This is a genomic window from Pseudoalteromonas luteoviolacea H33-S (assembly GCF_001625695.1).
Taxonomy (GTDB): domain Bacteria; phylum Pseudomonadota; class Gammaproteobacteria; order Enterobacterales; family Alteromonadaceae; genus Pseudoalteromonas; species Pseudoalteromonas luteoviolacea_B.
In genome coordinates this window covers 82,382-106,439 of record NZ_AUXY01000001.1, presented here as the reverse complement: position 1 = coordinate 106,439, position 24,058 = coordinate 82,382, and the positions used below count along the sequence as shown (strand labels likewise).

Here is a 24,058-nt window from a genome sequence, read left to right as displayed (position 1 = left end):
AACATAACCACAGTGAATAAAAAGGAGTGCTTTATGGATGGCAGTGTCGTGCTGCTTAGTGGCTTATTTGCCACAATCTGGATCACGCTAGGGGTGTATATCGCCGCTCGTTATTACCCAAACTACAATCATAAAACCCAATTTTGCAGTGAACTGGGTGCAGCTGGTAGCCCAACAGAGAAACTATCTCCACTTATCAACAATTACCCCTTAGGCGTTTTATTTTGCTTATTTGGGTGGAGCATTATCATACATGCACACGAGTCATTACTGTTAATTTGCGTTGGCGGGTTGATCATCGTTCACGGTATTGGTACGTGGGTAGCAGGCTTTTTCCCTATGGATAAAGACCCTTACACAACAACACCGAGTTTTAATTGCCAAGTGCATTCTTATGCTGGCTTTATCATGCTTTTGTCTCTGCTTATTGCTCCGACGCTGATGATATTCAGTCAGTTTGAGCTTTGGTTCCGGTTTTTCTCCGGCTTATGTGTCATTATTGCCTGTTATTACCTTTATAAAATGGCACTTACCTTTAAACAAAAGGCCAATCTAGTCGGTTTATATCAGCGCTTATCTTACTGGATCAAACTCATTTGGCTGGCTGCGTTATCTATTATGTTATGGGTAGCCAATTAATACGTGACCTCTGCACTGTCTGTGCAGAGGTTTGACCAACTAGTTGAAAAACAGCTTGGTCATTGCTCCAATCTTAACTTGCTCGGCTTTATCAAACTCGATCTCACGCACTTTAGACATATTCTTCCACAATAACTTATATCCTCGCGTAAAGCGGGTTTTACTTACTCGCCTTTGAAAACGCGCTTTTTCACTCTCCGTCGCATCTCGTAAGTCGCCTAAAGTGCCATATAATCTAACGGCAGGTCGAGTGCCAAACTCACCTTTAAGTAATGACTTGAGCCAATACCACATGCTGCCATTCACCGCTAAAATACACACCCGCTCATGTGTACGAGCCGACTTAGGCAACTGAGAAGTAAATTTTTCAAAATAATAGCCCTTCCCTGCCTCCGTTAGGGTCAATGAGCCGATAGGGGTAATGTGTGGACTGCCATCGTCTTTTACTGTTGCAATCGCATAGTGAAATGACGATTTAAATGAACACCTAAATAACCTTTTGATTTCGAGCCAATCTGTTTTTATATCCATATTAACATCCTGATTTTTTAAATTTTCTCTTGTCTCATTTTTGACGTTTAGCAAATTCGCAGCACAAAAAAGCGTATCCATATAAGGATCTTTGATTTCATAATATGCGTCTATATCATTCGGAAAACGCTTCGCAAGAGACCTTTTAATTTTTTCATAAGCCATCGCAATGGCTTCATTATTACGTAAGAAATCACGAAACAGTAACGCATATGCTTGGTTGACGCGACCAACTTCCCTAACGTGTATGTGGGTTTGTCTAGCCCCTTCAGGTTCACGAAAGTATAGCTTTTGTATTTCTTTATCTTGGTCCTTATAACCAATCAAATTGTCATGCGTAATATCACCACGATAGATATATCCGCCTTTTTGAAATGCAGCAACCAGCAAGTGAGTGTCAAGGGCCTTTACACTCACTTGGATGTCAATAATGTCTTTCGCTGCAAGCCCAACGACCGCTGTCGAGCCAATGTGATCAATATCAACCGCCAAGTCACCCAATAAACACTGTAAATCTTCTTTAATTTCATGAAATTCATCTACGCTCCTTGGCATGACATATAACTAAGGGGATTTTAAAAATTCTATCTTGCCATTACCAGCGACAATCTTGTACCTGCTTAAACCACGGGGCTGTAAATAGCGTTAATTTTCGTGTCGGCAACGGTGGCAGCGTAACTTTCACAATCGGGGCCAAATACATACCAACCAATAATTTAACTTGGTGGCTTTCTAGCTGTGAATAGGCGGTTTGCAAGTTTTGACGTGCTTGATCTGACATATGACCCCCCTGCTTAACTATATACGCAGCATGGATCCATGTTAAAAGTGCTTTTTTTGATTGATTAGGAAATCCGTCCGTCAGCGCTTTTATGGGTGAATAAAGGCGCTGATAGTTGAGTATCTCGTCTTTTAAAATAAATAAAAACAGTAAATTAGTCCCTGCGGTAATGTGACCTGAGCGCTTATCAATACGCTGATAGCCAGCCAGTGCAGCACGAAAATACACATCAGCTTCATCGTAGTTAGCCAAATCTAAAGCTATCGCCCCCAAATTGTTATCAATGGTTGCCATCATGGATATATTGCGCTGTTTTTTCGCCAATAGAGCCGCTTCTTTGTATAGTGAAATTGCGTCTGGGTACTTACCCATATGTCTTGCAACCAATGCTCTGCTATTAATTAACGTAAGCTGCTGTGATGCATTTTTGGCGTACTTTAATGCGCATTGCAAGCTAATATCAGCTTCTTGTAAATACCCTTTACGGCGCAGCCAAATGCCCAGTGCACTGAGTACACTGGGTAAGTTATCTTTGAAGTAAGAGTGAGTACTTAACGCAAAAAGCGCCTGTAATGATTGCTCAAGTTGCACTAACTGATTGGTCGGCACCGATGCTCTCACACGCAGAACGTGCCAACGGATCTGAAGTCCTAAAGGTAACGCCTCAACATCAGAGATTGAGGCAAGGATGTGCAGCGACTGAGACGGCTTAACCGTGAGATAATCTTGCGCTTCTTGAAGCATGTCCATCTGCTGCTCAATCGAAGGACGTGCGCTAAGTAGCGATGAAAACAGCAGCCCAGCGGCAATAAATACTACCTGACCTATCAACTCAAGTTCCTATTTATTAATCATCTATTGAATATAGAGGAACAAAGTCGAGAGGCCAAATAATTCACTTTAGACTGAGAATACTGGATTAAGAAGCAAACCCAGCGGGCATTTTTGTTTCATGATTGTTGATAGCTAACCTATTACATACCGCAGCCATTTCTGGATAACTTTGCTTAAGCGCATCATGATCCGCGGCTTCAAAACAGTCCCCAGTAAAGCCCGGCGCCATCGTACAGCCAAATAATGCATACTGCCCACCTGGTGCCAGCTCACCTGCCTGCCATACGCCGGCTGGAATTCGACACTGTATTTGCTGACCTTTTGAAAAGTCAGTGCCCATTACGATTGTTTGTGATGTTCCGTCTGGGTAGAGCAAATAAAGATTGAATGCATCGCCTTGATAAAAGTGCCAAACCTCATCATGTGTTAGGCGATGAAAGCAAGACACACTTTTTAAGGCGCTACAGTACATGCCCATCATAGCCGTACCGACCGGCGTACTATCACCTAATTCATTATCCGCGCGCCAAGTACTTTTATACAAGGTGCCCTCGACAGGTAAGCGATCGAATCGATAGTGGGCAAGTACATCGAGAATATCTGGTGTGATCTCTTGATGGGTAAATAACTGATAATCAACAATATCAACAACAGCATCCAGATTGAGCTTGCCATAAATATGTGGAAACCCCGTATGTGCGTCCATAGGCTCAGAGGGTGCTTCAAAAACAAGCTTAGCGTTAACGCGTCGCGGGTCAATCACCGCCACCTTAACCGAGTCTAAGTTCGCATAAAATCGCTGATAGACAACCTCTACTTGCGTAGCTGTACACGCATGAATATATCCCTCAGATTGCAATGAGGACGGCGCATAATCTTCATTAGTTAATGTGATTTCACCACCACAAAAAAGAACAAAAATCGCATTGTGTGTTGTCATATAATTCCTTAAATTTACTTCTATGCGTTGAGCGAGATGTGAAGTATGAACGGGTCTCTCCGTTCATATAAAAACAGATATTCGTATTTAGCTAGGGTCATTACTAACCAATTTCAAATGAGGCAACACCAAATGTTTGTGCTATTGGCAGGTCGGGCTCATCAGCGGTGTACATTCTTGCAGTTTCAAAAACCTTAGTCATACCCAATGACTCTGCTAACCATACCGCATCTTGGTTCGGCTCTGGTGTATCTAAAAAAGCAATGACAGGCTCGTTAGTGGCTGCGGTCACTTTTCCAAGCAAAGCATCAATGAGCGCTTTTGCCGTATCCAGATTCTCAGCGTAAAGTGGGCCTATTTTATAACCCTCTTCGCACGCTCTGATCACACCATAACCAGTAGTAGTACGTTGGTTTACTATGCTCAATGCATCTGCATTAGGTTGCACTCGCCACTGATGGTTAAAATCATCTCGACATACAGGGAAAAATGGCTTTTCATAGGCTTGGATCTGATGTTCATCAACGTCACAGACCGTCCCATCAAAGGTTACCGCCTTGTCCGCCAATAACTCTGATGTAAATGTCCCCTGATATCGAATATTGCGATATGCAAGCTCAAATCCTGATTTTCGGTAATTACCTTGCTGTTCTACCACCCCATCTAAACCGATATTGCAACCAGATAAATAAGCCATAGCAGCTTGCCAAATACGATAGCCAAAGCCCTGCCCTCTATATTCTGGCTTAACGATATAAAACCCAATGAACCCAAAACTGTCATCATATTTAATCGCCGAAATCACAGCGATTGGCTCATTATTGAGTAAGCCAATAAGAAAACCTTGCGGATCTGCTATGACGTAGCTTTTTGCATCACAATTTCCCGGATTCCACCCCTCTTGTGCAGCCCATGCAATGGCAATGTCTATTTCATCATCTTTCATTGCTCGGATCACAAACTCATCCTTTCCCATTTACCCGCCTCACCTAAATCATCTATTACAGTCAAATATTTCTACAGCTTAATCAAGGAAATATGAAATTCAACCACAACCAATTCTGATTGATAAATATTCGCATATAAATTAGCGATACGTTGCCTTTTTTGAAACATTCAGTGTATTATAATTGGGTATTACAAGGAGTATAATTATATGGACATAGCTAGCAAGCCGTTACAATCAGGCGCAAGCACACCATCATTAGTGCGCTTTACTGGAAATGGAAAAGATTTTTTCGGTATTTGGATCGTCAACCTAATGCTGAGTATTGTGACTCTGGGTGTCTATTCAGCATGGGCAACCGTTAGAACAAAACAGTATTTTTTTAGCAATACACATATCGATAACCACCGTTTCGAATACCTCGCAACACCAATGCAAATCTTAAAAGGCCGGATCATTGCATCAATATTATTGGTGATATACCTGTTTTTTACACATTACTTCCCATTAGTAGGCGCAATATTAGCCCTCATGGTCACACTTTTAGCACCTTGGCTTATCAACCAAAGCTTTAGATTTAATATGCGCATGACGCGCTTTAGAAATGTTCGCTTTAATTTTAAAGGCAGCTATGGCGGTGCGTTTAAGATATTTTTACTCATGCCCCTGCTGTGCGTATTTACCATGTATTTGCTGCTACCTTGGACATTGAAAAAAATGGATGAATACCTCCTCACTAATATTCAATTTGGTGACAAACCATTCTCTGCAAAGCTTTCAACAAGTAAATACCTGAGTGCCTTGTTAATCACATTATTAAGCTCTTTTGTAGCAATTCCCTTTATTGCATTAGGGCTTTATGTTGCTGGTACCAGTTTTGAAGACTCCAGCAAAGTCCTGATAACCTTGATACCTGTATACATTGTCTGTATGTACCTTTTAAAAGCAATTTATCAAGCGATCATTAGAAACCATGTCTTTAACAATGCCGAGATTAAAGAGGTCGCACTGTTTCATTCGGATTTATCTGCGGCGCGTTTTGCCTTCGTTGAAGTAACAAATATACTCGCCATTATTCTCACCGCGGGCTTGGCATACCCATGGGCGAAAGTTCGAAAAACTAAGGTGCTTGCAGATGCGACTGCAGTCACCATGATGCCCGCCGCTGAAAATATCATTGATACCATGGATAACACAGAGTCATCCTTGGGTGATGAAGCATCAAACCTATTTGATGTAGACGTATCTCTGACTTAGCAATGCGTGTTTGCGGCCAACTCTACCCATTTTCGAGCAGTGCATCCTTCGAAGTAGAAGCACAGCTCGACAATGGGAAAATACATATTTCTTACGATGTAAATCGTGCGGTACGCTGCTCACTTGATAGCCTATCCTTGTCGACGCCAATTCCCGGCGTCGCTACACAAGCATCATTTCCCTCCGGTGAGCGCTTTGTCCCCCACAGTGCAGACTTTGTGTGGCCAGCGCATAAAAAGCACAAGGGAATGGCAAAACTAGAAGGTCATTACATCATGATCTTCTCAGCACTGCTGCTGACGCCTTTGTTGATTTACGCTCTGTTATTTAAAGTTGTCCCTAGCGCAGCAGTTTGGTTGGTAGATTACGTGCCTGAGTCTGTGGTAGATACCATGGGACAACAATCCATGTATTTAATTGAGGAAAATTTCCTCTCTCCAACAGAGCTACCACCAGAGACACGAAACCAAATTCATCTCATTTGGGATGAAGCCTTAGCCGCCGTTGCGCTGTCAAAAGAGCGTTATCAACTAGATATCTATGCATCTGAGCACTTTGGTGCCAATGCCTTTGCACTGCCTCATGGGCAAATAGTGATAACCGATGACTTAATAAAGGCCTTGGAGGATAATCCCAATGCCATTCGAGCCGTATTTTTACATGAAATTGGCCATATTGAAGGCAAACATAGTATTCGATTAGCAGCACAAGCATTTGCCGGCACTATTGCTATGAGCTTTATCTTTGGAGATATGGAAGGCATACTCGAACTGATTATCGGCTCAGGCAACCTCATTATGGGCGCCCAGTTTTCACAAAAAATGGAGTGGGAAGCCGATGAGTTTGCATTGCAACGCCTAACTCATATTGGTCACTCAAGTGCAGATTTTGCCGATGCCTTAAAGCGCTTAAAAGCACTCTCTGAAGCGCAGGACAGCACAAGCGAAGAAGACGGAACTTGGCTTGAGTACCTCTCTACTCACCCAAGCTTAGATGAGCGCATCAAACACGCGCAAACATACCAAAAGAAATAAGGCGGCAGACACTTAGCCGCCCTACCCTATTAAAAATACACACTATCACTCACACAGTGCAGCTGGGTAATCGTCCACCTGCGTTTGTATATGTTGAAAGTAATTATTGACCTCAATTGGCGTTGTACCATAGTGACCTGCATCATGACCAATGGTAAAGCTATTACTTGTTCCTAACCCAGCACGTATAAACGCTTCAGCATCTGTTTTTGCATTACCATAAGCACGAACAATATCTAACCCCTGCGCTTGCAATCGATTTATCTCCGCTATTTTATATTCAGCAGTGCGAAATAAGCTCGTTTCATTGCTCAGCGATGTTCTCAAAAAGCCTTGCGGTAACCCCATCCAATTAAGCCAATCTCTTGTCCCTTTTGCATACCAGTAAACCCGTGCTGTGAGATAAACAGGCTGATAGCCCAGATCCAGATATCGACGCACCAACGAATATGCGCCCTCTTTTTCATCCGCGCGATCAATCCCCGTATAATCCCCAATTTGCTCAGCATCCGACTCAGTCAACGTGCCATCAATATCGAAAAGCACGGCTTGTGTACCAGCTTGAACCACTGTCACATAACCTTCAGCGCCAGAATTATCGGCAGGAACCCCTGCATAAATACGGTATTGTCCCGCCTGTAAAGCTGGCAAGGAAATGCTGGCTTTGCCATCGCGGTTAGTCACTGCGTCTGCCAAGAAATGCCATTGAGTGTCTTGCTCGGAGCGAATATAAAACTTGATGGTTTCGTACTCTAAATCTTTATGTGCCACGGCCCCATAGTCAAACTTGGCCGTGACGGTCACAGCGTGTCCTTCTGCAGAGATTTCATCGTGTACCATATGAAACGCAGGTAACCAAGTAATCAACTTATTTAATCGGTTTCGATATTCTGTGGTCGGCATGTCAGGTTTGGTAAACTTAGCTTCAAGCCATGCTAAATTTGGACAGGTAGGAAGCGCATTTGCTGCGCAAGAAAAACCAGCAATCAATGCCATATAACCCAATTTTTTCATTTTTGTTTCCATCATATTTTTGTCACACGAAGAGTAAATACTCCACATTACAAAATTATTAACAAAAAATTTTCTTTTTCCAGTAGCAAGCGAAAAATTTCTTGTGAGGAATTAAACTGCGAATATAAGACCATGAATAAATTGGAACTTTATTTATCTTTAAAGGAAAAAAAGCAGGCGTAAAAGAATAGTACTGTAGAAAACAGCGACTAAAAGTTACTTTTTAGCAATGACGTCAACTGGGTGTGCAAACTCATTTGGATATTTAAGATATTGCTTTTTACCTTCATATTGCGCAGCAATCCAACCATATTGCGCATGAGAACGGAACAAATATTCGCCATTGGTAGTCTGCAAACTCCCCTCCACTGAACGCCCATCTAACTTCAGTTTTAGGACAATATGCTGTGATTTATCATCTGTAAAATATCCAGATGCAACGAGATTGCCTAGCTTAGACTGCTCAATACTGTGAATGGTGATCATGTAACTACGTGCTTGTTGAGGAACATAAAATGCAATTAAGTCAGACTCTTGCAAATTTTTAATACGCCTAATGTTAAACTCTACATAGGCTTGGCTGATATATTCATGATTATCAAATAGTGCTTTTCTTGCATTCGTTGAGGCTTTGTTAATAACAAAGTGTTCTTCGTTTTGATGAGATGTGGCATGCCCTAGGTTGAGCTCCATATGGCCATTCGCAGCACTTAAAGCATGAGGCTTTATTCCATTTGCACATACATTGCTCAGACTTCCCCAAAGAAGACATGCAATGAACAGTACGACTGCACAGGCTATTCCCTTATACATATCACTATATTAACAATTATAAGCTATTTAGGTACATTAAATGGTGAAAGTAAGTTAATCAAGCAATAAAAGTCTTTTATCAATCACAAAATTTTCACATTGATAAAAAGTCATATGCTTGACATATTAATTTCAATAACTTGCAAGTATTTATTTCTTTACACTCATTTACAATGAATACTTATTTGTCGTTTTCAGACGGCAAAAATTTACTGAACAGGTTGCGTAAAGTAATGCGTTTTATGGGGTTCATTAACTAATGTAAAGTGCCACCATTCTTCTTTAAGCCCTTTAAAACCTGCTGTATGCATCACCTTCGATAACAGCATACGGTTGGCTCTTTGCTCAGTACTAATACCTTGATAACTGGGCCAAGACACTTTTGAGAAGAAGTCCCAACCAGAGCCCATATCTAACTCTCGACCTGTTTTTAAGTCAACAACAGTCAAATCGATGGTACTGCCACGAGAATGCCCAGAACGTGCGGCGATGTAACCACGCTCGAAAAGCTTATCTTTTGGCACTTCAGGATAATAACGGGCCTTGTTTTTAGTATCATCTAGATCCTTTGCCCAACGCACAAAATGATCAACGGCCATCTGTGGTCGATAGCAATCAAATACTTTAAGACCCAAACCAAATGTGTTGAGTTCTCGTTGTGCTAAAGCAACCCCTGATGCTGCCGCTGCGCTTAGTAAACATTTAGGCGCTAAATAACCATCGATTTTTTCACCAACAAAGTTATCTTTCGTGAAATAGCGGATCTCTGTGTGGATATTTGGCACTTTAGTGGTGATGTCAACAAACTCTGCCGTGGATAGCTCTGTGGCAGAGAGCTTTGAAGCAGACAAAGCGATCAAAACCAGCCCATAAACTGATGTTTTCATTTAAAACCTCTAAGTACCTTTACTAAAAACAAGTAACACAGTGTGGATTGAAATTATGGAAGAAGTATGGACTAAAGACTTGTAATTTCAACAGTTCAGTAAATTACGTGGCAGTAGAACACAGTGAGATGATGAGACACCCCAAGATTAAAGTAGGTGCTTACTTACACTTTTTTACTTATTCATACACTCTATAACGGCATTTCAAACGTAATGTCATAAGCTATAAGTAAGCTACTTTTGGGATGGACAAATGCTATATGCATTATTTTTCAAGGACGATGACTTTTTCACGACGGTAACCCATCGCTTACTCCGCCCCTTGGCCAGTTGGCTTAATAAATTGCGAAAACAAATCGCTCACTTCAACTTTGGCGCGCAATCTCGCTGCAATTAAGTACAACCCAGCTAATTTTCGATGTATAAAGAGTGCGTCAACGGGTGGTGTATGCCATTGCCTTTCTCGAGTACTAAGATCCATCCCTTTATCGCGGATCCGAGCTGCAATATCACTTGCAGAAAAGTCGAAAGGTTGTTTTGCTCTGAGCGGCTCTGTTGCCATAAAAAATAATTCCAAAACAATGTCTCGATAGGCATCGTCGATATCGTCGCTAAAATAACCAATTTCATAAATTGCGTCAGTCATAGCGTCTTTATCGTAAGTTTGGCCAGCACGCAATAATGACCAATAGCCTTGAGCAAGGCTCATATTGATTGTACGAGAAGCGCCAAAATCCAATAGTACGACCTGTTGCATCTTATCGTCATATAGGTAATTAGCTAGATTAGGATCACTTTGAATTGCGCCAAGCTCAAACATTTCAATGAAGAACAGTCGGATCAAATCTGTGGCAATTTTATCTCTTTGTGTTTGAGATGCACTGTCATAACACGTCAGCTCTTTTCCAACCACATATTCCATAGCTAAAATACTGCCTGTCGAGTACTGCGGGTAAAAATTTGGCACACGATACGCAGGGTAATTTTTTAACCCTTCCTTGAACTCTTGTAAACGCTGGCCCTCTGCAAAGTAGTCTGTCTCAACCAAAAGCTGTTGCTTTGCTTCCTCAATAAGCGGGTCAATCACCACTTGCTTCGGGATCAATCCTGACATTTTTATTAGCATTGCCACATTGTCGACATCGCTATCTATACTATTTGCGACGCCTGGATATTGAATTTTTAAAGCAAGCTTTTCACCTGACTCAGTGGTGGCCTCATGCACTTGACCAATCGACGCCCTTGCGAAGCTTCTTAATTCTAGATGACTAAATTTATCTAACCAATTTGGGCCCCAATGCTGCTTTAACAGCTGTACTAGCTGTTTATGCGGCATTGGCTGAGCATCAGCACGTAGCTTTTCTAACAGTATAGCCAGCTCTTTAGGTAGCAGATCGCCTGCATCCATAGACACCAGCTGACCAAGCTTCATCGCAGCGCCTCTGAGGTGGGCTAGTTTATCTGCCACTGCATGCACATTTTTAGGTTGTAAGAGGAGCTCTTTTTTACTTACACTTTGCCCTGAAAGCACTTGTTTTGCGCCAGAAAGCACAACATTAGAAGCAACTTTAGAAGCCAATCCACCCAAATGGGCTAACCGAGAGATACGTGAGGATGGAACCCGCTTACTTTTATCTGTCATTTTTAAAACCAATCAAGTTTATGTTGTGCGTGCGCAATAAAGGTACTTTGCTTTTTGCTATTTGGATCAATATTGTGACCGCAGTGATACAAAAAGCATAGAGAGATCACACCGAGTATATCAAAATCAATACGTTACCCCCAACGCTCAAGCACATCCTTTTATTAAATAAGCTCTGCGCTATACTTTGGGTAGTTTTATAAATCACCCACTGTCGCCAATGAAGTATTTGATTGCAGCTTTTTTTTTACTATTCACCCAGCCTCTATATGGCCAAACCTACCATTTTGTCTCGATCAATTATCTCATTGAACAAGAAGTGGGGCGAATCGTATTAACTGAAGTCTATAAGCAATTAAATATTCAAATTACCATTACGCCATTACCAGGAAAGCGGGCACAATTTGAGGCACAAACAGGGCTTAAACATGGTGAAATTATGCGCATTTTTAGTTACGGTGATGAAACACCTACAACGATTAGAGTACCTACACCATATTATTCCCTTGAAACAGCAGTATTTGTTCGAACAGACAGTAACGTCAATATCAAAACAGCAGCTGATCTACATAAATATCATATCGTTAAAGTAAGAGGGGTTAAGCACACTAACAACATCACCCAAGGCATGAAACACGTTGAAGATATGGATACGACAGAACAAATACTAAAACTTGTTTCAAAAGGACTCGCAGATGTGGCACTCACCAATAAAATGGATGGCGTTATGTATTTAAAGAAGCTAGGAATAAACAATGTCGTGCACGGCCCAAGCTTGGCCGAGCTTGATTTATATCACTATATACACGAATCACAAAAACACCTTGTACCTTTAGTAAACGGCAAACTCAGTGAAATGGAAAAGTCCGGAGAGCTAGAACGACTCATTAAAATGGCTGAAAAACAAGTGATGACAGAACAATAAGCATGATGCTTGTACAACATTCAACATTCAACATTCAACATTCAACATTCTTAAAATAAGAACAAACACTTCTCTTTTTATCAATTTTATTCGACTAGCCTGAGAGATATATTACACTTATTGGCACACATAAGTGAGACAGCTATGAAAGTTTTAAGGCTAACTAAAGCACAAGCAACGCAAGATGGGGCTGGTGTAAAAATACAACGGATCGCTGGGTTTGATGGAAAAAGCATAGACCCATTTTTAATGATCGATGAACTCAAATCCGACAACACACAAGACTTTATTGGTGGCTTTCCAGCACACCCCCATCGAGGAATTGAAACATTTACCTACATTCGTAAGGGTGGTTTCGAGCATCAAGATCAAATGGGAAATAAAAAAGCCATCCGCGCAGGACAAGTGCAATGGATGAGCACAGGTAGGGGCGTTATCCATTCTGAAATGCCATTAGCAGATGCAAAGCAGGGGATGCATGGCTTTCAAATATGGCTAAATATGCCAGCGAAAGACAAAATGAACCCGCCGAAATATCAAGACTCTAGTGCTCGCCCATTGCCGACGCTCACCACTGATAGCAAAGCGACCTTAACCGCACTGGCCGGTGAGTGGCAAACAGCGGGCAAAACAATTACTTCCGATTTGAATCAACTAGCAGGCGATGGCGCGATCAGTGATATCTCTCTGCCAGTTAATAGTGCCTTAAGCTTAGATTTATCACACTTTGGTAAAGTCGTTGCCTATATCCACTCTGGCAAATTAAAAGACACAGATCATCGAGCTGGTTATCTCCTTACCTTAGACCCAAAGACACCCATAGTTTTGGAAACAGCAGAGCACGAAGCAGGACTTTTGCTACTTGCAGGTCAGCCGATTAACGAACGCATTGCCCATATGGGACCATTTGTGATGAATACCCAAGCCGAGATTCAGCAGGCGGTCCGGGATTATCATGCTGGCTTATTTGGTAATATTTAGCAAATACTGTCAACCCCGTTTACAGGTGACAAACTGATATTTTTCATATGTTTACTATTAATTGAGTGCAGCCTATAATCGCTGCGCTTTAATTAACAAGGAAATTAACTCAGTGAAAAAGTCAGTCCTCGCGTTTATAACGATAATAACAACCTATGCCAATGCAAGTGGCAGCGAGATCAATGTATTGCACGACGAAGCTAGAAAAAGATCTATTCCCATTGAAATTAAACAGCCAACCAATGCGGCTTTTTGCAAAAAAGACAATCAGTGCCCAGTCGCTTTTATCAGTGCTGGCTATGGTGAACCTCATCAAAATTATCAATTTCTCAGTGATACATTGGCGCATCAAGGCTACCTTTCGGTGTCTATTCGCCATGAGCTAAAAGCTGATCCCCCTCTATCTGTGACTGGCAATTTATACCAGACTCGACAAGAAAATTGGCAACGAGGGGCAAAAACATTGGACTTTGTGCGCTCAACCCTGGCAACAGACTATCCAGAATATGACTTTGATAACCTCTTGCTCGTTGGTCACTCCAATGGCGGAGATATATCCTCACTGTTAATCAACCAAGGCAAAACATATGTCTCTGGGCTGGTCACATTTGATCATCGACGTGTACCACTGCCACGCAATAAAACGGTCTCTGTGCTCTCCATTCGCGGCAGTGACTTTCCAGCAGACAAGGGCGTTTTGTACACGGAAAAAGAATTGCAAACGTACCCTGGGTGTGTGGTTAAAATTCCCTACTCAAAGCACAATGATATGACAGATGAAGGGCCAATGTGGCTAAAAAAATCAATGTCAGCATTATTCAAAGCACATTTAAATGGTCAATCTTGTCAGCGGTTGCAGAGCAAAATAACAGAAAAATAGAAGGGCAGTATAGCTCCAATTGCCATAGGTTGCGCTTCGCCGCACCCTATGGCAAATAACGCTATAAAAGCAAAGAAGATTCTATCGGGGTAAACTGGGTGGCGGCATTCATCAAACTCGCAGCGGTCAAGGAAGGTACACCATACACATGCGCCTCTGATTGATATTTATCACATACCGTATTTAATAAAATATCAAAGTCACCATCTCCTGATGCCAAAATTATTAAGTCAGAATCCTTAGCTGACTCAAGCACATCAATGGTGATCCCAACATCCCAATCACCTTTTGCAGTGCCATCCGAGCGCTGGATAAAGGGTTTTAGTTTGACCTCAAACCCGATGGCCCTAAGAATATTTTGAAATTGGCGCTGCTTTTCATCACCTCTGTCTATTGCATAGGCATATGCGTTGACTACTTGCCGGTTGTGCGTTGCTTCAGCCCAAAAACGGTTGTAATCAAAATTACGCTGATAAGCGCTCCGAGTGGTGTAATAAATATTTTGTACGTCCACAAAAATGCTCACAGTTTGCATTAAGCTCTCTCGACAATTCGCTGATGAATAAAAACCTTAGTCTAACATCAATGTAACGAATGACCATGCGCAAAGCAGCTATAGTGTATAAGGATAAACAAATGGCAAAGGAATAACGTATGGATGAAGAATTACAAGGTAAGGTTGCATTGATCACTGGCGGCGCTAAAAACATGGGGCAGGCATTCGCTATCAATTTAGCATCAAAAGGATGCAACATCGTCATACACTATCACAGTGACAATACACTGCGTGAAGCAGAAAAAACAGCGGCACATATTCAAACGCTTGGACAAAAAGCACTGATAGTCCAAGGCGACCTTACCAACACCTCCCATGTTACAAATCTCTTTTTACAAACATTAGAAGCATTTGGCCGCATTGATATCGTTATTAATAATGCCGGTAATGTGATCAAAAAAGCATTTGTTGACTATTGTGAAAGCGATTTTGATAACTTATTTAATATCAACTGCAAAGGTGCTTTTTTTGTCATGCAAGAAGCGGCCAAAACCCTTGAAGACAATGGCAGAATCATCAACATGGGTACATCATTGTTAGGGGCATTTACTGGCGATTACTCGCTCTATGCAGGCTCTAAGGCACCGCTCGAACAATTTACCAGAGCGCTTGCCAAAGAAATCGGCAATAGGGGGATCACAGTCAATTTAGTTTGCCCAGGTCCCATTGATACTGATTTTTTCCACCAACAAGAAACTCCTGAATCTGTGGCTTATTTAAGTGCCGCGAGTGTTTCTCAGCGACTTGGCGCCATAGATGACATTGTACCAACCGTCGCGTTTCTCGCTTCACCTCAGTCTCAATGGACAACAGGCCAAACGCTGTTTGTAAATGGCGGCTTTATCACGCGATGAACCTCGCGATAAACACAAAGGGCTTTTCATCATGAAGAGCTCACGGAAGCCAATACTTTCTCAATAAAGGGCCATTTTTGTTGTGTATAGATCTCTCGGTTATGACGATGAGTTTGCGCTAGTGTTTGCTTTAAATGTGCGTACTGCCCAGCCACCTTAGCGTTCGTGCGTAGAATATCTCTAAAATTAATGCGCTCAAACCAAAGCGGGCTTTGGTAGGGGATCAAATGCACATGATGCGTTCTAAACTCTGGCGAGGGGCGACAAAACCAATGCATTTGCTCAGGTTTATATGGGTAATAGCAATATCCATTGTTACTCAGCACATCAATCGCGCCACGTGCATCTTTTAAGTTATTTACCCCAACCATAATATCAATAATGGGTTTCGCAATCATGCCAGGGACAGATGTACTGCCAACATGTTCAATGTCACCTTCCATCCAAGGTGCAATCAATAATTGGAGTCGATCGCGTTCCTTTTTAAATTGACTGGGCCAAGTTTCATCATAGTTGACGAGCGCTATATTCATCTTTTCTCCTTATTACTCTAATGACAAGACGCAAAACATATCCTTATGTTTAGCTCGCTCATACCCGCCAGCTAATTTAAAGTCAAAATAGACCAGCTCTCCAAATTTTGTCACTTTTATTTCGTAATGTGTTTATGTAGAGGTAATCATACTTTGCAAGACAACGCTTTCTTAGCACAGAGGTGAATATGAATATCATACTTCAGGTCGCCACAGAGTCAGACAAAGACTTTCTGCTGTCTTTACGCATGCAAACAATGACAGAACATTTAGAGCGGCAAGGGATCTTCTTATCTCAAGAAGCTCATCTAAGTCGCCTAGAAGAACACTATCAGTATGCCAATATCGTTTACGTAAACAATAAAAAAGTAGGCTGTCTTAGATACAAGGTCACTGTGCTCAGTCTTGAGATTATGCAAATACAAGTGTTGCCGCAATTTCAAAATAAAGGTTTTGGCTGTGCCATACTCAAACAGCTTTTAGGCCAATACCCACATCTTCCAACGCGTTTGAGTGTACTAAAACAAAACCCGGCTAAACGCTTTTATCACAAACTCGGCTTTGTAGTACATGCCGAAGATGAGTTTGAGTACCACATGATGTTATTACCTAAGTTTGACGGCTAGATAGAGACTGTCAGCCCCCTTTACACCAAGGGGAGCTTTTCAATTTGATAATGTGACTGCACTAATTGCCCTATCAACACAGACGTCGCAAGCAAGCTTATCTTTCCTTGCAAAGGTTCACTTGGTAACCACTTTAAACCTTGTCCCAAAACCACAGGTACAGTGAGCACAATTAACTCGTCGATCAGACCTTTAGTTAAAAAGCTTTGCACCAATTTTCCACCATCTATATAAAGTCGGTAATGGCCCAACTGATGCAGTTGAGATACGACTTCTTGCTCACTGGCACATACTAAATAAGCTTTGCCTTTACTTTGCTCTGGCAACTTTTCAAGAGACTGACTCAGCACAAATACAGGTTTGTCATAAGGCCATTGGCCATAACGCATTACTTGCTCGAAGGTATTTTTGCCCATCACAATTGCATCTATGTCAGCCATGAAGTTACCAAATCCCAAATCGCTATGCTCTGGGTTGTCAATTTTCGAGAGCCAATCAATGTTGCCATGCTGATCTGCAATATAACCATCTAAGCTTTGTGCTAAATATACTGTGTTTTTTGTCTTCATTACCTTAACCGCTTGCCTTAGCCAATGATTATGTATCGGCTAAAAGTCTAGATTAATTAGCGGCTTTGATACAGTTTTTAGTAAAAAAGCGCTCAAGCAGTTTATAGTTCAGACCACAAATAATCCATTTGGTGGGCCGTTTTCCTCGCCACATCAAAACCGAACCTTTTTTTCACCATATCCAGGCTCATATCGATACCAGAAGCCACGCCCGCTGAGCTAGTAAAATTTTGATCTGTGACGAATCGTTTGTCATTGATCACAGATAGGTGAGGGTACTTTTGACTTAACTCTTCAATGCATTGCCAGTGGGTTGTGACAGTTTTTCCTTCAATTAAACCCGCTTTTGCAAACAAAAAAACACCACTGCATATTGAAGCACAGTGCCGAGTATGCGTTGCGGTTTCAGCTAACCAATCTAATACCGCTTGATTATCTATCACTCGGTCAAGCTTGCCACCAGCGACAATCAATAAATCAAACCTTGGATGGCCATGTATGCAAAAGTGAGGATTTATCGATAAGTCGCCACGCGCTCTAATTGGCGAGTTGCTTGGTGCAATTAAGCTGACATTAATGGGACGTTTTGAAATACGAGAGGCAGTTGTAAACACTTCGAGCGGACCACAAAAGTCCATAGACTCGACGCCATTGTATATAAAAATACCAATTTCCATGATGTCATCACGGGTTTGTAGTATGTGTCATTAAAGTGGATCAATTTTAACCAACAATCAAGGGAAAGTTTTATGAAAGCAATTAAAATTTATTAAATTTAAACATTTGAAAATAAAAAATTTCACTAAATTTTCGATAAACAGTGGCTTATGAGCGATAGAATCACCGACTGATATCACCTAAACATTTTGCAATACTTTTACCTTTGATCAAATTTGCACTTTATCGGTATTGCAGTAGTATGTCCCCGAAATAGCAAGCTTGTATCTCCAAAACATCAGATATAGCGACCAATATTTGGTCAGGGTTACAACGTAAAGACTCACAATTATCAATCGAACAAACTGAGAACACTATGAAATTAAAAATGTCATTTTTAAGCGCTGCGGTATGTTTAGCGCTAGCTGGGTGCGGCACGACCCCTAGCTCACAAGACTCAGCACCAGTTGAACAAGTAAAAAAACAATACTCAAACCCATTATTAAAAGAGTATACCGGGCCTTATCAAGGGGTTCCTCAGTTTGGCGAGATGAAGCTAGAAGATTTAGTACCTGCGGCTGAAATTGCGCTTGCCGAACAACTGGCTGAGCTTGATGCTATCGTCAACAACTCTGACGTACCTACATTTGAAAATACCATTGCAGCACTTGAACGCTCGGGAAGCGCTGTAGACAACATGTACCCATATTTCGTTACCTATATTACGAACCTGTCTTCACCAGAAGTGCGCAAGCAGCAAGCTATTGTGATGGCAAAGATGTCAGAGTTCGAATCAAAACGTAACCAAAACAAAGCGCTATTCCAGCGTGTAAAAGCGGTTTATGAAGGTGCTGAATTTAAAACATTGACGCCAGAGCAACAACGCGTCACTTGGAGTCAATACAATAGCTTTGCTCGTCATGGCGCAACCTTAGAAGGCGAAAATTCTGAGCGTTATGCAGAGATCAACCTGCAACTATCAAAACTATACACACAATTTGGTAATAACGTACTTGCAGATGAAGAAGGTTACACCACTTTCTTGACCAAAGATCAGCTATCTGGCTTGCCACAAGCATTTATTGATTCAGCAGCAAGTGCAGCAGAGAAAAAAGGCCAACCAGGTAAATATGCGATCACCAATACACGCTCATCAATGGATCCGTTTTTAACCTACTCAACTGAACGTGAGCTACGTAAAGCAGTTTGGCAAAACTATTACAGCCGCGGAAACAATGCAGGAGAGCACAACAACAAAGCGGTGATCTCAGAGATCCTAAAACTGCGTCGCGAGCGTGTTGAACTGCTTGGCTACGAAGACTATGCACAGTGGCGATTAGAAGACCGCATGGCGAAAAACCCAGAAAATGCCATCGCTTTAATGGATAAAGTATGGCCTGCTGCTATTGCACGCGTTAAAGAAGAAGTTGCAGATATGCAAGCGATCGCGGATAAAGACGGTGCAAATATTACAATTGAGCCTTGGGATTACCGTTTTTATGCAGAAAAAGTACGTAAAGCAAAATATGACCTAGACTCAAATGAAATTAAGCAGTACTTGCAATTAGACAAGCTCACTGATGCGATGTTCTATGTTGCAGGCCGACTATTTAACTATGAGTTTTCACCTATTGAAGACGGCTCTGTGCCAGTTTATCATGAAGATGTAAAGGTATGGGAAGTCACAGATAAAACAACAGGTAAGCATATTGGTTTATGGTATTTAGACCCGTTTGCTCGTCAAGGTAAGCGCTCTGGTGCATGGGCTGTATCATTCCGTAGCCATACTTCTATGGATGGCAAAACTAATGTACTCAGTACCAACAACTCTAACTTCGTTAAAGGCCCTGAAGACAAAGCAACACTTGTATCATGGAGCGATGCAGAAACTTATTTCCATGAGTTTGGTCACTCACTACACGCGCTCTCTTCAAACGTGAAATACCCAAGTTCAAACGCAGGTGTACGTGACTATACTGAGTTTCAGTCACAATTGCTTGAGCGCTGGTTGTCTACCGAAGAAGTTATCAATAAATTCTTAGTTCATCATGAGACTGGCAAGCCAATGCCACAATCTTTAGTCAAGAAGATCAAAGAGTCTGCAACTTTCAATCAAGGTTTTGCAACCACTGAATACTTGGCATCTGCCATTATGGATATGAAGTTCCACACAACTGATCCAGATAAAATTGGCGACCCTGTAGCGTTTGAAAAAGCACAACTTGAAGCGATTGGTATGCCTAGCGAAGTTGTTATGCGCCATAGAACAACACACTTTGGCCATGTTTTCTCAGGCGAAGGCTATGCTACCGCTTACTACGGTTACCTATGGGCAGAAGTACTGACGTCAGATGCTGCTGAAGCGTTTGCCAATGCACCAGGTGGTTTTTACGATAAAGACGTTGCTAAACGTTTGGTAGACTACTTATTTGCAGTTAGAAATGCGATGGACCCAGCTGAAGCTTATCGCAAGTTCCGTGGTCGTGACGCAGATGTCAGTGCATTGATGCGCGACAGAGGTTTCCCAGAGACCAAGTAATATTGGCTTTTTGACCACAAAAAGGGCATATTCAATATGCCCTTTTTCTACTTAGTTCACACCCAGGCTACTAACTGCATAGTTGGCCGTGCTCATCCAAAACATTAATGCGTTTAAGCTGCTGAATTAACGTTGCCATATTAAATGGCTTCACCACAAATCCATCTACTTTTTTTAATAAAATTGCCTGCACCCGTTCTTTACTGCTTTCACACGTCACCATTAAGACAGGTACTTTTGACAGTTGTGGTGTCTCTCTAATTTTACTCAATAAGGTGAGTCCGTCGACATGTGGCATATTTAGATCTGAGATAACCAAATGATACTTACGCTTGCCCAAGAGCATTAATGCCTGCTTGCCATCTGTGGCCTCGTCAATATTATCAAAGCCCAGATTTCTCAACATATTAATCATGACATGGCGCATTGATGTCATATCATCTACCACTAAAATTCTCATCTTATGTCCTTATTACGTGCATAGAATAAGTTTCGAACTACAAAGCTAGTCAATTTTTATTTGCTTGTCTAACCCCTTTACAACCACAAAAACAGCTATCCTAAAAGGCCTTCAGCTATGGTATGGTTGATTTAAGAAGATAAAAGCGTGAACTGGCAATGAAATGTGAGCAAAGCGACTTAATTGAAATTGCATGTATGAAGTACTTCATACTGAAAGTTAAGACAGAAACTGAAGCCTTTGAGGGTAGGGCAAAAGACATTGTATACGACGAAAAGAGAATACAATGTCTAGTCATCGAACAGGGCTCTGAAGAAGTCATGATTGAGTTAGATGCCATAAAAGAGCTGACAGCTGTGACTCAAAATCCTTTTTTTGAAACCATTCGATTTAGCTAAACGGCTTACTCAGATTTAAGAGATAAAGACATAAACACACTCAAAGGGTTATCTCTGTATAAACCAAATCGCTCACAGCGGTCAAAGCCTAAAGATTCATACAGTTTAATTGACTCTTCTTGCTTCACACCTGTCTCTAAACGGATCAGCGGTATTTGAGCATCACCCGCGTAATGCAATAAAATTTGCATGATACGCTTCGACAACCCTTTACCACGATAACTAGGCTTAACATAGAGACGTTTAATTTCACCATACAAGGTTTTATCAAACTGCTTAACAATGGCACCACATGCCACAATTTCAGATTCATCTTTTAAACCAACCGCTCTCACATTTGGCTGATTCAATTCCTCTAAAGCAAGCGATTGATCACTGGCAATAGGGTAAAGGGTATTCATTAATCGATCTATTTCCGAGAATAAATCTTGTACATTAGGATCGTCAGGCTTTAGCTCTACTAGCTGCATAGGGTCCCTTTAACATTGTTATTTTGTCGCTCGCACACTGCGAAAATACACCGATATCGGTTGTAGACGTAAGCGCTTACAACGAGCCAAAAGTTAGTTTCCAAGTGCAAACATGCACATATAAACGCTAGAAGTTACTCAGGTAAACGATTCAGTGTAATCTAAATTGACGCAAGTATAACGGAAAATAGTTAAAATGTTATTAAAATGCGATTTCTTGCGTTAAATGGGTACAAAACACCCCACTATGTGCATAAATCGTTCAATTAAATTTAGCGCAAGTGAATAGCGCTTAAAGCACGTGCATATCTTAGCCCTGCACGGTCAAAATGCGCTCGATCAGACGCGCTATGGTAATGGTATACACATAAACGACTCAACAAAGCACCTGAGTACTCTCTGAGCAAGTCATCTATTCCGCTGTGACTAGGGTTGCCTGCAACCGCACAATCGTGAAATATGATTTCGCTTTTAGCAGAAACATGAGACAACAACTCAGGGATAGGGCGGGTATCTCCTGAATAAAACATCACACCGGGTAAGTGTAATGCAAATGCAGAATTAGGCGCATGGTGACGTACTGGGTATGTATAAACTTTTAAGTCTTGATGCCAAAAATACTCGCTCACAGGATGCAGTATGAATGTCTGCCACACATCTGTTTTTTCCTCGGCAAGCTTGGTATATCTGAGCATAGCGCACAACTGCGTGACTAAAGAAACGGGCACATATAATCTCACCGGTTTGCCAGCCAGTGCCGCCTTAAAATACAGTTGCTCAAGTCCACCAACGTGGTCGTAGTGCAAATGGGTAATAAAAATATGCTCAGGCAATCTATTTGAAAATACCTCAGCAAAGCGTCTTAACGTATCATGACCGCAGTCAATTAACAGCCACGGTAGGTTATTACGTATCAATAAACAGGCAGAGTTACCTAACTCCACAGAGCTTGCATCTCCCACTCCCAGAAATAGTGCAGAGTCTGGTGCCGCTGTGCATGGCGCCTCATACTGTTGTGCGAGTGCATCTGCAATTATCACCTCTTGCAATACCTTCACCTTAGCTCACTGAGTACCTTGAAAAGAATCTGCATGATTAAGTTGACCACATCGTGACACAGAATTGACGATTTTATTACTTATAACACTATATTTTGGTCAAAAAAGTCATACGCCAACAGAAAGTGAAAAAATAAAAACATTAAATATCAATGTTTTATAGGTTTATTCGAATGTGGCCTTATCTTTGCTGTAATATCAGCAACAAACTCGAATAAGACTAAAAAGATGAAAAGAATAATTACACCTATTATCGCCGGTTTACTACTAAGTGGCTGCGTAGTACACGTCAACGGACATGCTCAAGATGAACTAATAGAACAAACTAAAACACTCTCTCTATCTTCAGCAGATCTAACTGAACTTAAGATAGACAACAGTGCAGGCAATATTGTTGTCAAAGGCATAGAAGACGCCAAGTCTATCTCACTCACTGCACACATCATCACAGCCCCCGACAGAAGCTACACACTCACATTAGATAAGCAGGGCGATACAGCAAAACTGATTGCCAAACATGATGCATACATAGGTGTGGCTTGGTATTCAGGCCAAAGCCCGCAAATTAGTGTTGAGGTACACATGCCACAACATATGCTACTTGAAATAGATGATGGCTCTGGGGATATTTCAGTCTCTAATGTCAAAGGCATTACCATAGACGATAACTCAGGTTACATCGAACTGGCCGATATCGATGGCGAAATCAATATTGAAGATGGCTCAGGTCATATTACTGTTACCAATGCAGCAAAAGATATCCGTATTCAGGATGGTTCGGGGCAGATCACCCTAACCAATGCAAAACAAGGCATTCATATTCAAGATGGTTCTGGAGATATTAATATCAACGCAGGTCAATTTGTCTTCATTGATGATGAATCTGGCAATATCAAGCTAAGAAATATTATAGGTGAGATCACCCTTGAAGACGGCTCTGGTGAAATTGATATCATTGGAGGTCAATCGGTAACACTCAAAGATGATGCGGGTGATATAAAAATTTCGAACATAGCAAGTAATGTCACTATTGATGACGGCTCTGGAGATATCAGGGTAACACAAACAAGAGGCCAGGTATCGATTGAAGATGATGCTGGTGATATTGCAGTCAGTGATAGTCATGCACTGGAAATCACGGAAGATGGTTCAGGTGACGTTAAAATCTCGAATGTTTCACATGTCTCAACCCTCAATCTAGATAGATAATGAGGCACTAAAGCTAACCACATAC

The 24,058-nt window shown here is 41.5% G+C and carries 26 protein-coding genes; 11 read left to right on the top strand and 15 right to left on the bottom strand.

All coding sequences use genetic code 11. The features are described 5' to 3' along the window. The first annotated feature begins 33 nt into the window (after positions 1–33). Entirely contained in the window at positions 34–639 is a 606-nt protein-coding gene (locus N477_RS00480; protein ID WP_063364154.1) for a DUF998 domain-containing protein, read from the top strand. Between the two features lie 39 nt (positions 640–678). Here N477_RS00480 and N477_RS25530 read toward each other — a convergent pair whose 3' ends face one another. The 4 genes from N477_RS25530 to N477_RS00460 form a co-directional block, all read right to left on the bottom strand. Beyond that, the gene (locus tag N477_RS25530; RefSeq protein WP_081216626.1) at positions 679–1,725 is read right to left on the bottom strand and encodes a GrpB family protein; all 1,047 of its coding nucleotides are present in this window, start codon (positions 1,723–1,725) and stop codon (positions 679–681) included. A gap of 40 nt (positions 1,726–1,765) precedes the next feature. After that, positions 1,766–2,782 carry a tetratricopeptide repeat protein gene (locus tag N477_RS00470; protein ID WP_063364155.1) on the bottom strand — a complete coding sequence of 339 codons (1,017 nt, stop codon included), beginning with the start codon at positions 2,780–2,782 and terminating at the stop codon, positions 1,766–1,768. Positions 2,783–2,870: 88 nt separating this feature from the next. Then, complete coding sequence (locus N477_RS25525; RefSeq protein WP_081216627.1) at positions 2,871–3,725, bottom strand: cupin domain-containing protein; 855 nt, start codon at positions 3,723–3,725, stop codon at positions 2,871–2,873. A gap of 103 nt (positions 3,726–3,828) precedes the next feature. Then, the gene (locus tag N477_RS00460) at positions 3,829–4,701 is read right to left on the bottom strand and encodes a GNAT family N-acetyltransferase (protein WP_063364156.1); all 873 of its coding nucleotides are present in this window, start codon (positions 4,699–4,701) and stop codon (positions 3,829–3,831) included. Between the two features lie 180 nt (positions 4,702–4,881). On the opposite strand from N477_RS00460, the gene N477_RS00455 reads away from it, so the two are divergent. After that, positions 4,882–5,928: a YjgN family protein gene (locus tag N477_RS00455; RefSeq protein ID WP_063364157.1), complete on the top strand. Its 1,047-nt coding sequence runs from the start codon at positions 4,882–4,884 to the stop codon at positions 5,926–5,928. A gap of 2 nt (positions 5,929–5,930) precedes the next feature. Continuing rightward, positions 5,931–6,962: a M48 family metallopeptidase gene (locus tag N477_RS00450; protein ID WP_081216628.1), complete on the top strand. Its 1,032-nt coding sequence runs from the start codon at positions 5,931–5,933 to the stop codon at positions 6,960–6,962. A 45-nt stretch (positions 6,963–7,007) separates the two neighbouring features. Here the strand turns inward: N477_RS00450 and N477_RS00445 are convergent, their stop codons facing one another. From N477_RS00445 to N477_RS00430, 4 genes are all read right to left on the bottom strand, one after another. Continuing rightward, positions 7,008–7,976: a phosphatidylinositol transfer protein gene (locus N477_RS00445; protein ID WP_063364159.1), complete on the bottom strand. Its 969-nt coding sequence runs from the start codon at positions 7,974–7,976 to the stop codon at positions 7,008–7,010. 216 nt (positions 7,977–8,192) lie between these two features. Further along, positions 8,193–8,789 (bottom strand): hypothetical protein, encoded by a 597-nt coding sequence (locus tag N477_RS00440; RefSeq protein ID WP_155731747.1) that lies wholly within the window; start codon positions 8,787–8,789, stop codon positions 8,193–8,195. A 209-nt stretch (positions 8,790–8,998) separates the two neighbouring features. Beyond that, a complete protein-coding gene (locus N477_RS00435; RefSeq protein ID WP_081216629.1) occupies positions 8,999–9,676 on the bottom strand; it encodes a M15 family metallopeptidase in 678 nt (225 codons plus the stop codon). A gap of 310 nt (positions 9,677–9,986) precedes the next feature. Beyond that, positions 9,987–11,318 (bottom strand): ABC1 kinase family protein, encoded by a 1,332-nt coding sequence (locus N477_RS00430; RefSeq protein ID WP_063364161.1) that lies wholly within the window; start codon positions 11,316–11,318, stop codon positions 9,987–9,989. Between the two features lie 220 nt (positions 11,319–11,538). Between N477_RS00430 and N477_RS00425 the strand changes: the two genes are divergently transcribed. From N477_RS00425 to N477_RS00415, 3 genes are all read left to right on the top strand, one after another. Continuing rightward, positions 11,539–12,243 carry a substrate-binding periplasmic protein gene (locus N477_RS00425; RefSeq protein WP_063364162.1) on the top strand — a complete coding sequence of 235 codons (705 nt, stop codon included), beginning with the start codon at positions 11,539–11,541 and terminating at the stop codon, positions 12,241–12,243. 144 nt (positions 12,244–12,387) lie between these two features. Beyond that, positions 12,388–13,224: a pirin family protein gene (locus N477_RS00420; RefSeq protein ID WP_063364163.1), complete on the top strand. Its 837-nt coding sequence runs from the start codon at positions 12,388–12,390 to the stop codon at positions 13,222–13,224. A gap of 112 nt (positions 13,225–13,336) precedes the next feature. Then, complete coding sequence (locus tag N477_RS00415; RefSeq protein ID WP_155731746.1) at positions 13,337–14,104, top strand: alpha/beta hydrolase; 768 nt, start codon at positions 13,337–13,339, stop codon at positions 14,102–14,104. Positions 14,105–14,165: 61 nt separating this feature from the next. Here N477_RS00415 and N477_RS00410 read toward each other — a convergent pair whose 3' ends face one another. Beyond that, entirely contained in the window at positions 14,166–14,639 is a 474-nt protein-coding gene (locus tag N477_RS00410; RefSeq protein ID WP_063364164.1) for an NYN domain-containing protein, read from the bottom strand. 119 nt (positions 14,640–14,758) lie between these two features. Between N477_RS00410 and N477_RS00405 the strand changes: the two genes are divergently transcribed. Beyond that, positions 14,759–15,514: an SDR family oxidoreductase gene (locus N477_RS00405; RefSeq protein ID WP_063364165.1), complete on the top strand. Its 756-nt coding sequence runs from the start codon at positions 14,759–14,761 to the stop codon at positions 15,512–15,514. A gap of 29 nt (positions 15,515–15,543) precedes the next feature. Here the strand turns inward: N477_RS00405 and N477_RS00400 are convergent, their stop codons facing one another. Continuing rightward, a complete protein-coding gene (locus N477_RS00400; protein WP_063364166.1) occupies positions 15,544–16,047 on the bottom strand; it encodes a GrpB family protein in 504 nt (167 codons plus the stop codon). A gap of 188 nt (positions 16,048–16,235) precedes the next feature. Here N477_RS00400 and N477_RS00395 point away from each other — a divergent pair, with 188 nt between their 5' ends. Beyond that, on the top strand, positions 16,236–16,673 hold the full coding sequence (locus N477_RS00395; RefSeq protein WP_063364167.1) for a GNAT family N-acetyltransferase: 438 nt from the start codon (positions 16,236–16,238) through the stop codon (positions 16,671–16,673). Between the two features lie 20 nt (positions 16,674–16,693). On the opposite strand, the gene N477_RS00390 is transcribed toward N477_RS00395, so the two are convergent. Both N477_RS00390 and N477_RS00385 read right to left on the bottom strand, forming a co-directional pair. Beyond that, positions 16,694–17,242 (bottom strand): dihydrofolate reductase family protein, encoded by a 549-nt coding sequence (locus N477_RS00390; RefSeq protein ID WP_063364168.1) that lies wholly within the window; start codon positions 17,240–17,242, stop codon positions 16,694–16,696. A gap of 101 nt (positions 17,243–17,343) precedes the next feature. Next, positions 17,344–17,919, bottom strand: a complete 576-nt coding sequence (locus N477_RS00385; RefSeq protein WP_063364169.1) for a DJ-1/PfpI family protein — start codon at positions 17,917–17,919, stop codon at positions 17,344–17,346. A 356-nt stretch (positions 17,920–18,275) separates the two neighbouring features. Between N477_RS00385 and N477_RS00380 the strand changes: the two genes are divergently transcribed. Beyond that, positions 18,276–20,438, top strand: a complete 2,163-nt coding sequence (locus N477_RS00380) for a M3 family metallopeptidase (protein WP_063364170.1) — start codon at positions 18,276–18,278, stop codon at positions 20,436–20,438. Positions 20,439–20,508: 70 nt separating this feature from the next. On the opposite strand, the gene N477_RS00375 is transcribed toward N477_RS00380, so the two are convergent. After that, complete coding sequence (locus tag N477_RS00375; RefSeq protein ID WP_063364171.1) at positions 20,509–20,898, bottom strand: response regulator; 390 nt, start codon at positions 20,896–20,898, stop codon at positions 20,509–20,511. A gap of 158 nt (positions 20,899–21,056) precedes the next feature. Here N477_RS00375 and N477_RS00370 point away from each other — a divergent pair, with 158 nt between their 5' ends. After that, entirely contained in the window at positions 21,057–21,296 is a 240-nt protein-coding gene (locus N477_RS00370) for a Rho-binding antiterminator (protein ID WP_063364172.1), read from the top strand. Between the two features lie 5 nt (positions 21,297–21,301). Here N477_RS00370 and N477_RS00365 read toward each other — a convergent pair whose 3' ends face one another. Then, positions 21,302–21,766, bottom strand: coding sequence for a GNAT family N-acetyltransferase (locus tag N477_RS00365; protein WP_063364173.1), 465 nt, complete (start codon positions 21,764–21,766; stop codon positions 21,302–21,304). A gap of 272 nt (positions 21,767–22,038) precedes the next feature. Continuing rightward, complete coding sequence (locus tag N477_RS00360) at positions 22,039–22,806, bottom strand: MBL fold metallo-hydrolase (protein WP_231098174.1); 768 nt, start codon at positions 22,804–22,806, stop codon at positions 22,039–22,041. Between the two features lie 246 nt (positions 22,807–23,052). On the opposite strand from N477_RS00360, the gene N477_RS00355 reads away from it, so the two are divergent. Next, entirely contained in the window at positions 23,053–24,033 is a 981-nt protein-coding gene (locus N477_RS00355) for a DUF4097 family beta strand repeat-containing protein (protein ID WP_063364175.1), read from the top strand. Positions 24,034–24,058 lie beyond the last annotated feature (25 nt).

Excerpts from the sequence above, each read along its gene's own strand:
- N477_RS00385 (WP_063364169.1), bottom strand. The coding sequence starts at position 17,919 with ATGGAAATTGGTATTTTTATATACAATGGCGTCGAGTCTATGGACTTT.
- N477_RS00435 (WP_081216629.1), bottom strand. The coding sequence starts at position 9,676 with ATGAAAACATCAGTTTATGGGCTGGTTTTGATCGCTTTGTCTGCTTCA.
- N477_RS00400 (WP_063364166.1), bottom strand. The coding sequence starts at position 16,047 with ATGAATATAGCGCTCGTCAACTATGATGAAACTTGGCCCAGTCAATTT.
- N477_RS00410 (WP_063364164.1), bottom strand. The coding sequence starts at position 14,639 with ATGCAAACTGTGAGCATTTTTGTGGACGTACAAAATATTTATTACACC.
- N477_RS00370 (WP_063364172.1), top strand. The coding sequence starts at position 21,057 with ATGAAATGTGAGCAAAGCGACTTAATTGAAATTGCATGTATGAAGTAC.
- N477_RS00405 (WP_063364165.1), top strand. The coding sequence starts at position 14,759 with ATGGATGAAGAATTACAAGGTAAGGTTGCATTGATCACTGGCGGCGCT.
- N477_RS00365 (WP_063364173.1), bottom strand. The coding sequence starts at position 21,766 with ATGCAGCTAGTAGAGCTAAAGCCTGACGATCCTAATGTACAAGATTTA.
- N477_RS00355 (WP_063364175.1), top strand. The coding sequence starts at position 23,053 with ATGAAAAGAATAATTACACCTATTATCGCCGGTTTACTACTAAGTGGC.
- N477_RS00445 (WP_063364159.1), bottom strand. The coding sequence starts at position 7,976 with ATGAAAAAATTGGGTTATATGGCATTGATTGCTGGTTTTTCTTGCGCA.
- N477_RS25530 (WP_081216626.1), bottom strand. The coding sequence starts at position 1,725 with ATGCCAAGGAGCGTAGATGAATTTCATGAAATTAAAGAAGATTTACAG.
- N477_RS00450 (WP_081216628.1), top strand. The coding sequence starts at position 5,931 with ATGCGTGTTTGCGGCCAACTCTACCCATTTTCGAGCAGTGCATCCTTC.
- N477_RS00375 (WP_063364171.1), bottom strand. The coding sequence starts at position 20,898 with ATGAGAATTTTAGTGGTAGATGATATGACATCAATGCGCCATGTCATG.
- N477_RS00380 (WP_063364170.1), top strand. The coding sequence starts at position 18,276 with ATGAAATTAAAAATGTCATTTTTAAGCGCTGCGGTATGTTTAGCGCTA.
- N477_RS00480 (WP_063364154.1), top strand. The coding sequence starts at position 34 with ATGGATGGCAGTGTCGTGCTGCTTAGTGGCTTATTTGCCACAATCTGG.
- N477_RS00420 (WP_063364163.1), top strand. The coding sequence starts at position 12,388 with ATGAAAGTTTTAAGGCTAACTAAAGCACAAGCAACGCAAGATGGGGCT.
- N477_RS00430 (WP_063364161.1), bottom strand. The coding sequence starts at position 11,318 with ATGACAGATAAAAGTAAGCGGGTTCCATCCTCACGTATCTCTCGGTTA.
- N477_RS00395 (WP_063364167.1), top strand. The coding sequence starts at position 16,236 with ATGAATATCATACTTCAGGTCGCCACAGAGTCAGACAAAGACTTTCTG.
- N477_RS00440 (WP_155731747.1), bottom strand. The coding sequence starts at position 8,789 with ATGTATAAGGGAATAGCCTGTGCAGTCGTACTGTTCATTGCATGTCTT.
- N477_RS00455 (WP_063364157.1), top strand. The coding sequence starts at position 4,882 with ATGGACATAGCTAGCAAGCCGTTACAATCAGGCGCAAGCACACCATCA.
- N477_RS25525 (WP_081216627.1), bottom strand. The coding sequence starts at position 3,725 with ATGACAACACACAATGCGATTTTTGTTCTTTTTTGTGGTGGTGAAATC.
- N477_RS00460 (WP_063364156.1), bottom strand. The coding sequence starts at position 4,701 with ATGGGAAAGGATGAGTTTGTGATCCGAGCAATGAAAGATGATGAAATA.
- N477_RS00425 (WP_063364162.1), top strand. The coding sequence starts at position 11,539 with ATGAAGTATTTGATTGCAGCTTTTTTTTTACTATTCACCCAGCCTCTA.
- N477_RS00390 (WP_063364168.1), bottom strand. The coding sequence starts at position 17,242 with ATGAAGACAAAAAACACAGTATATTTAGCACAAAGCTTAGATGGTTAT.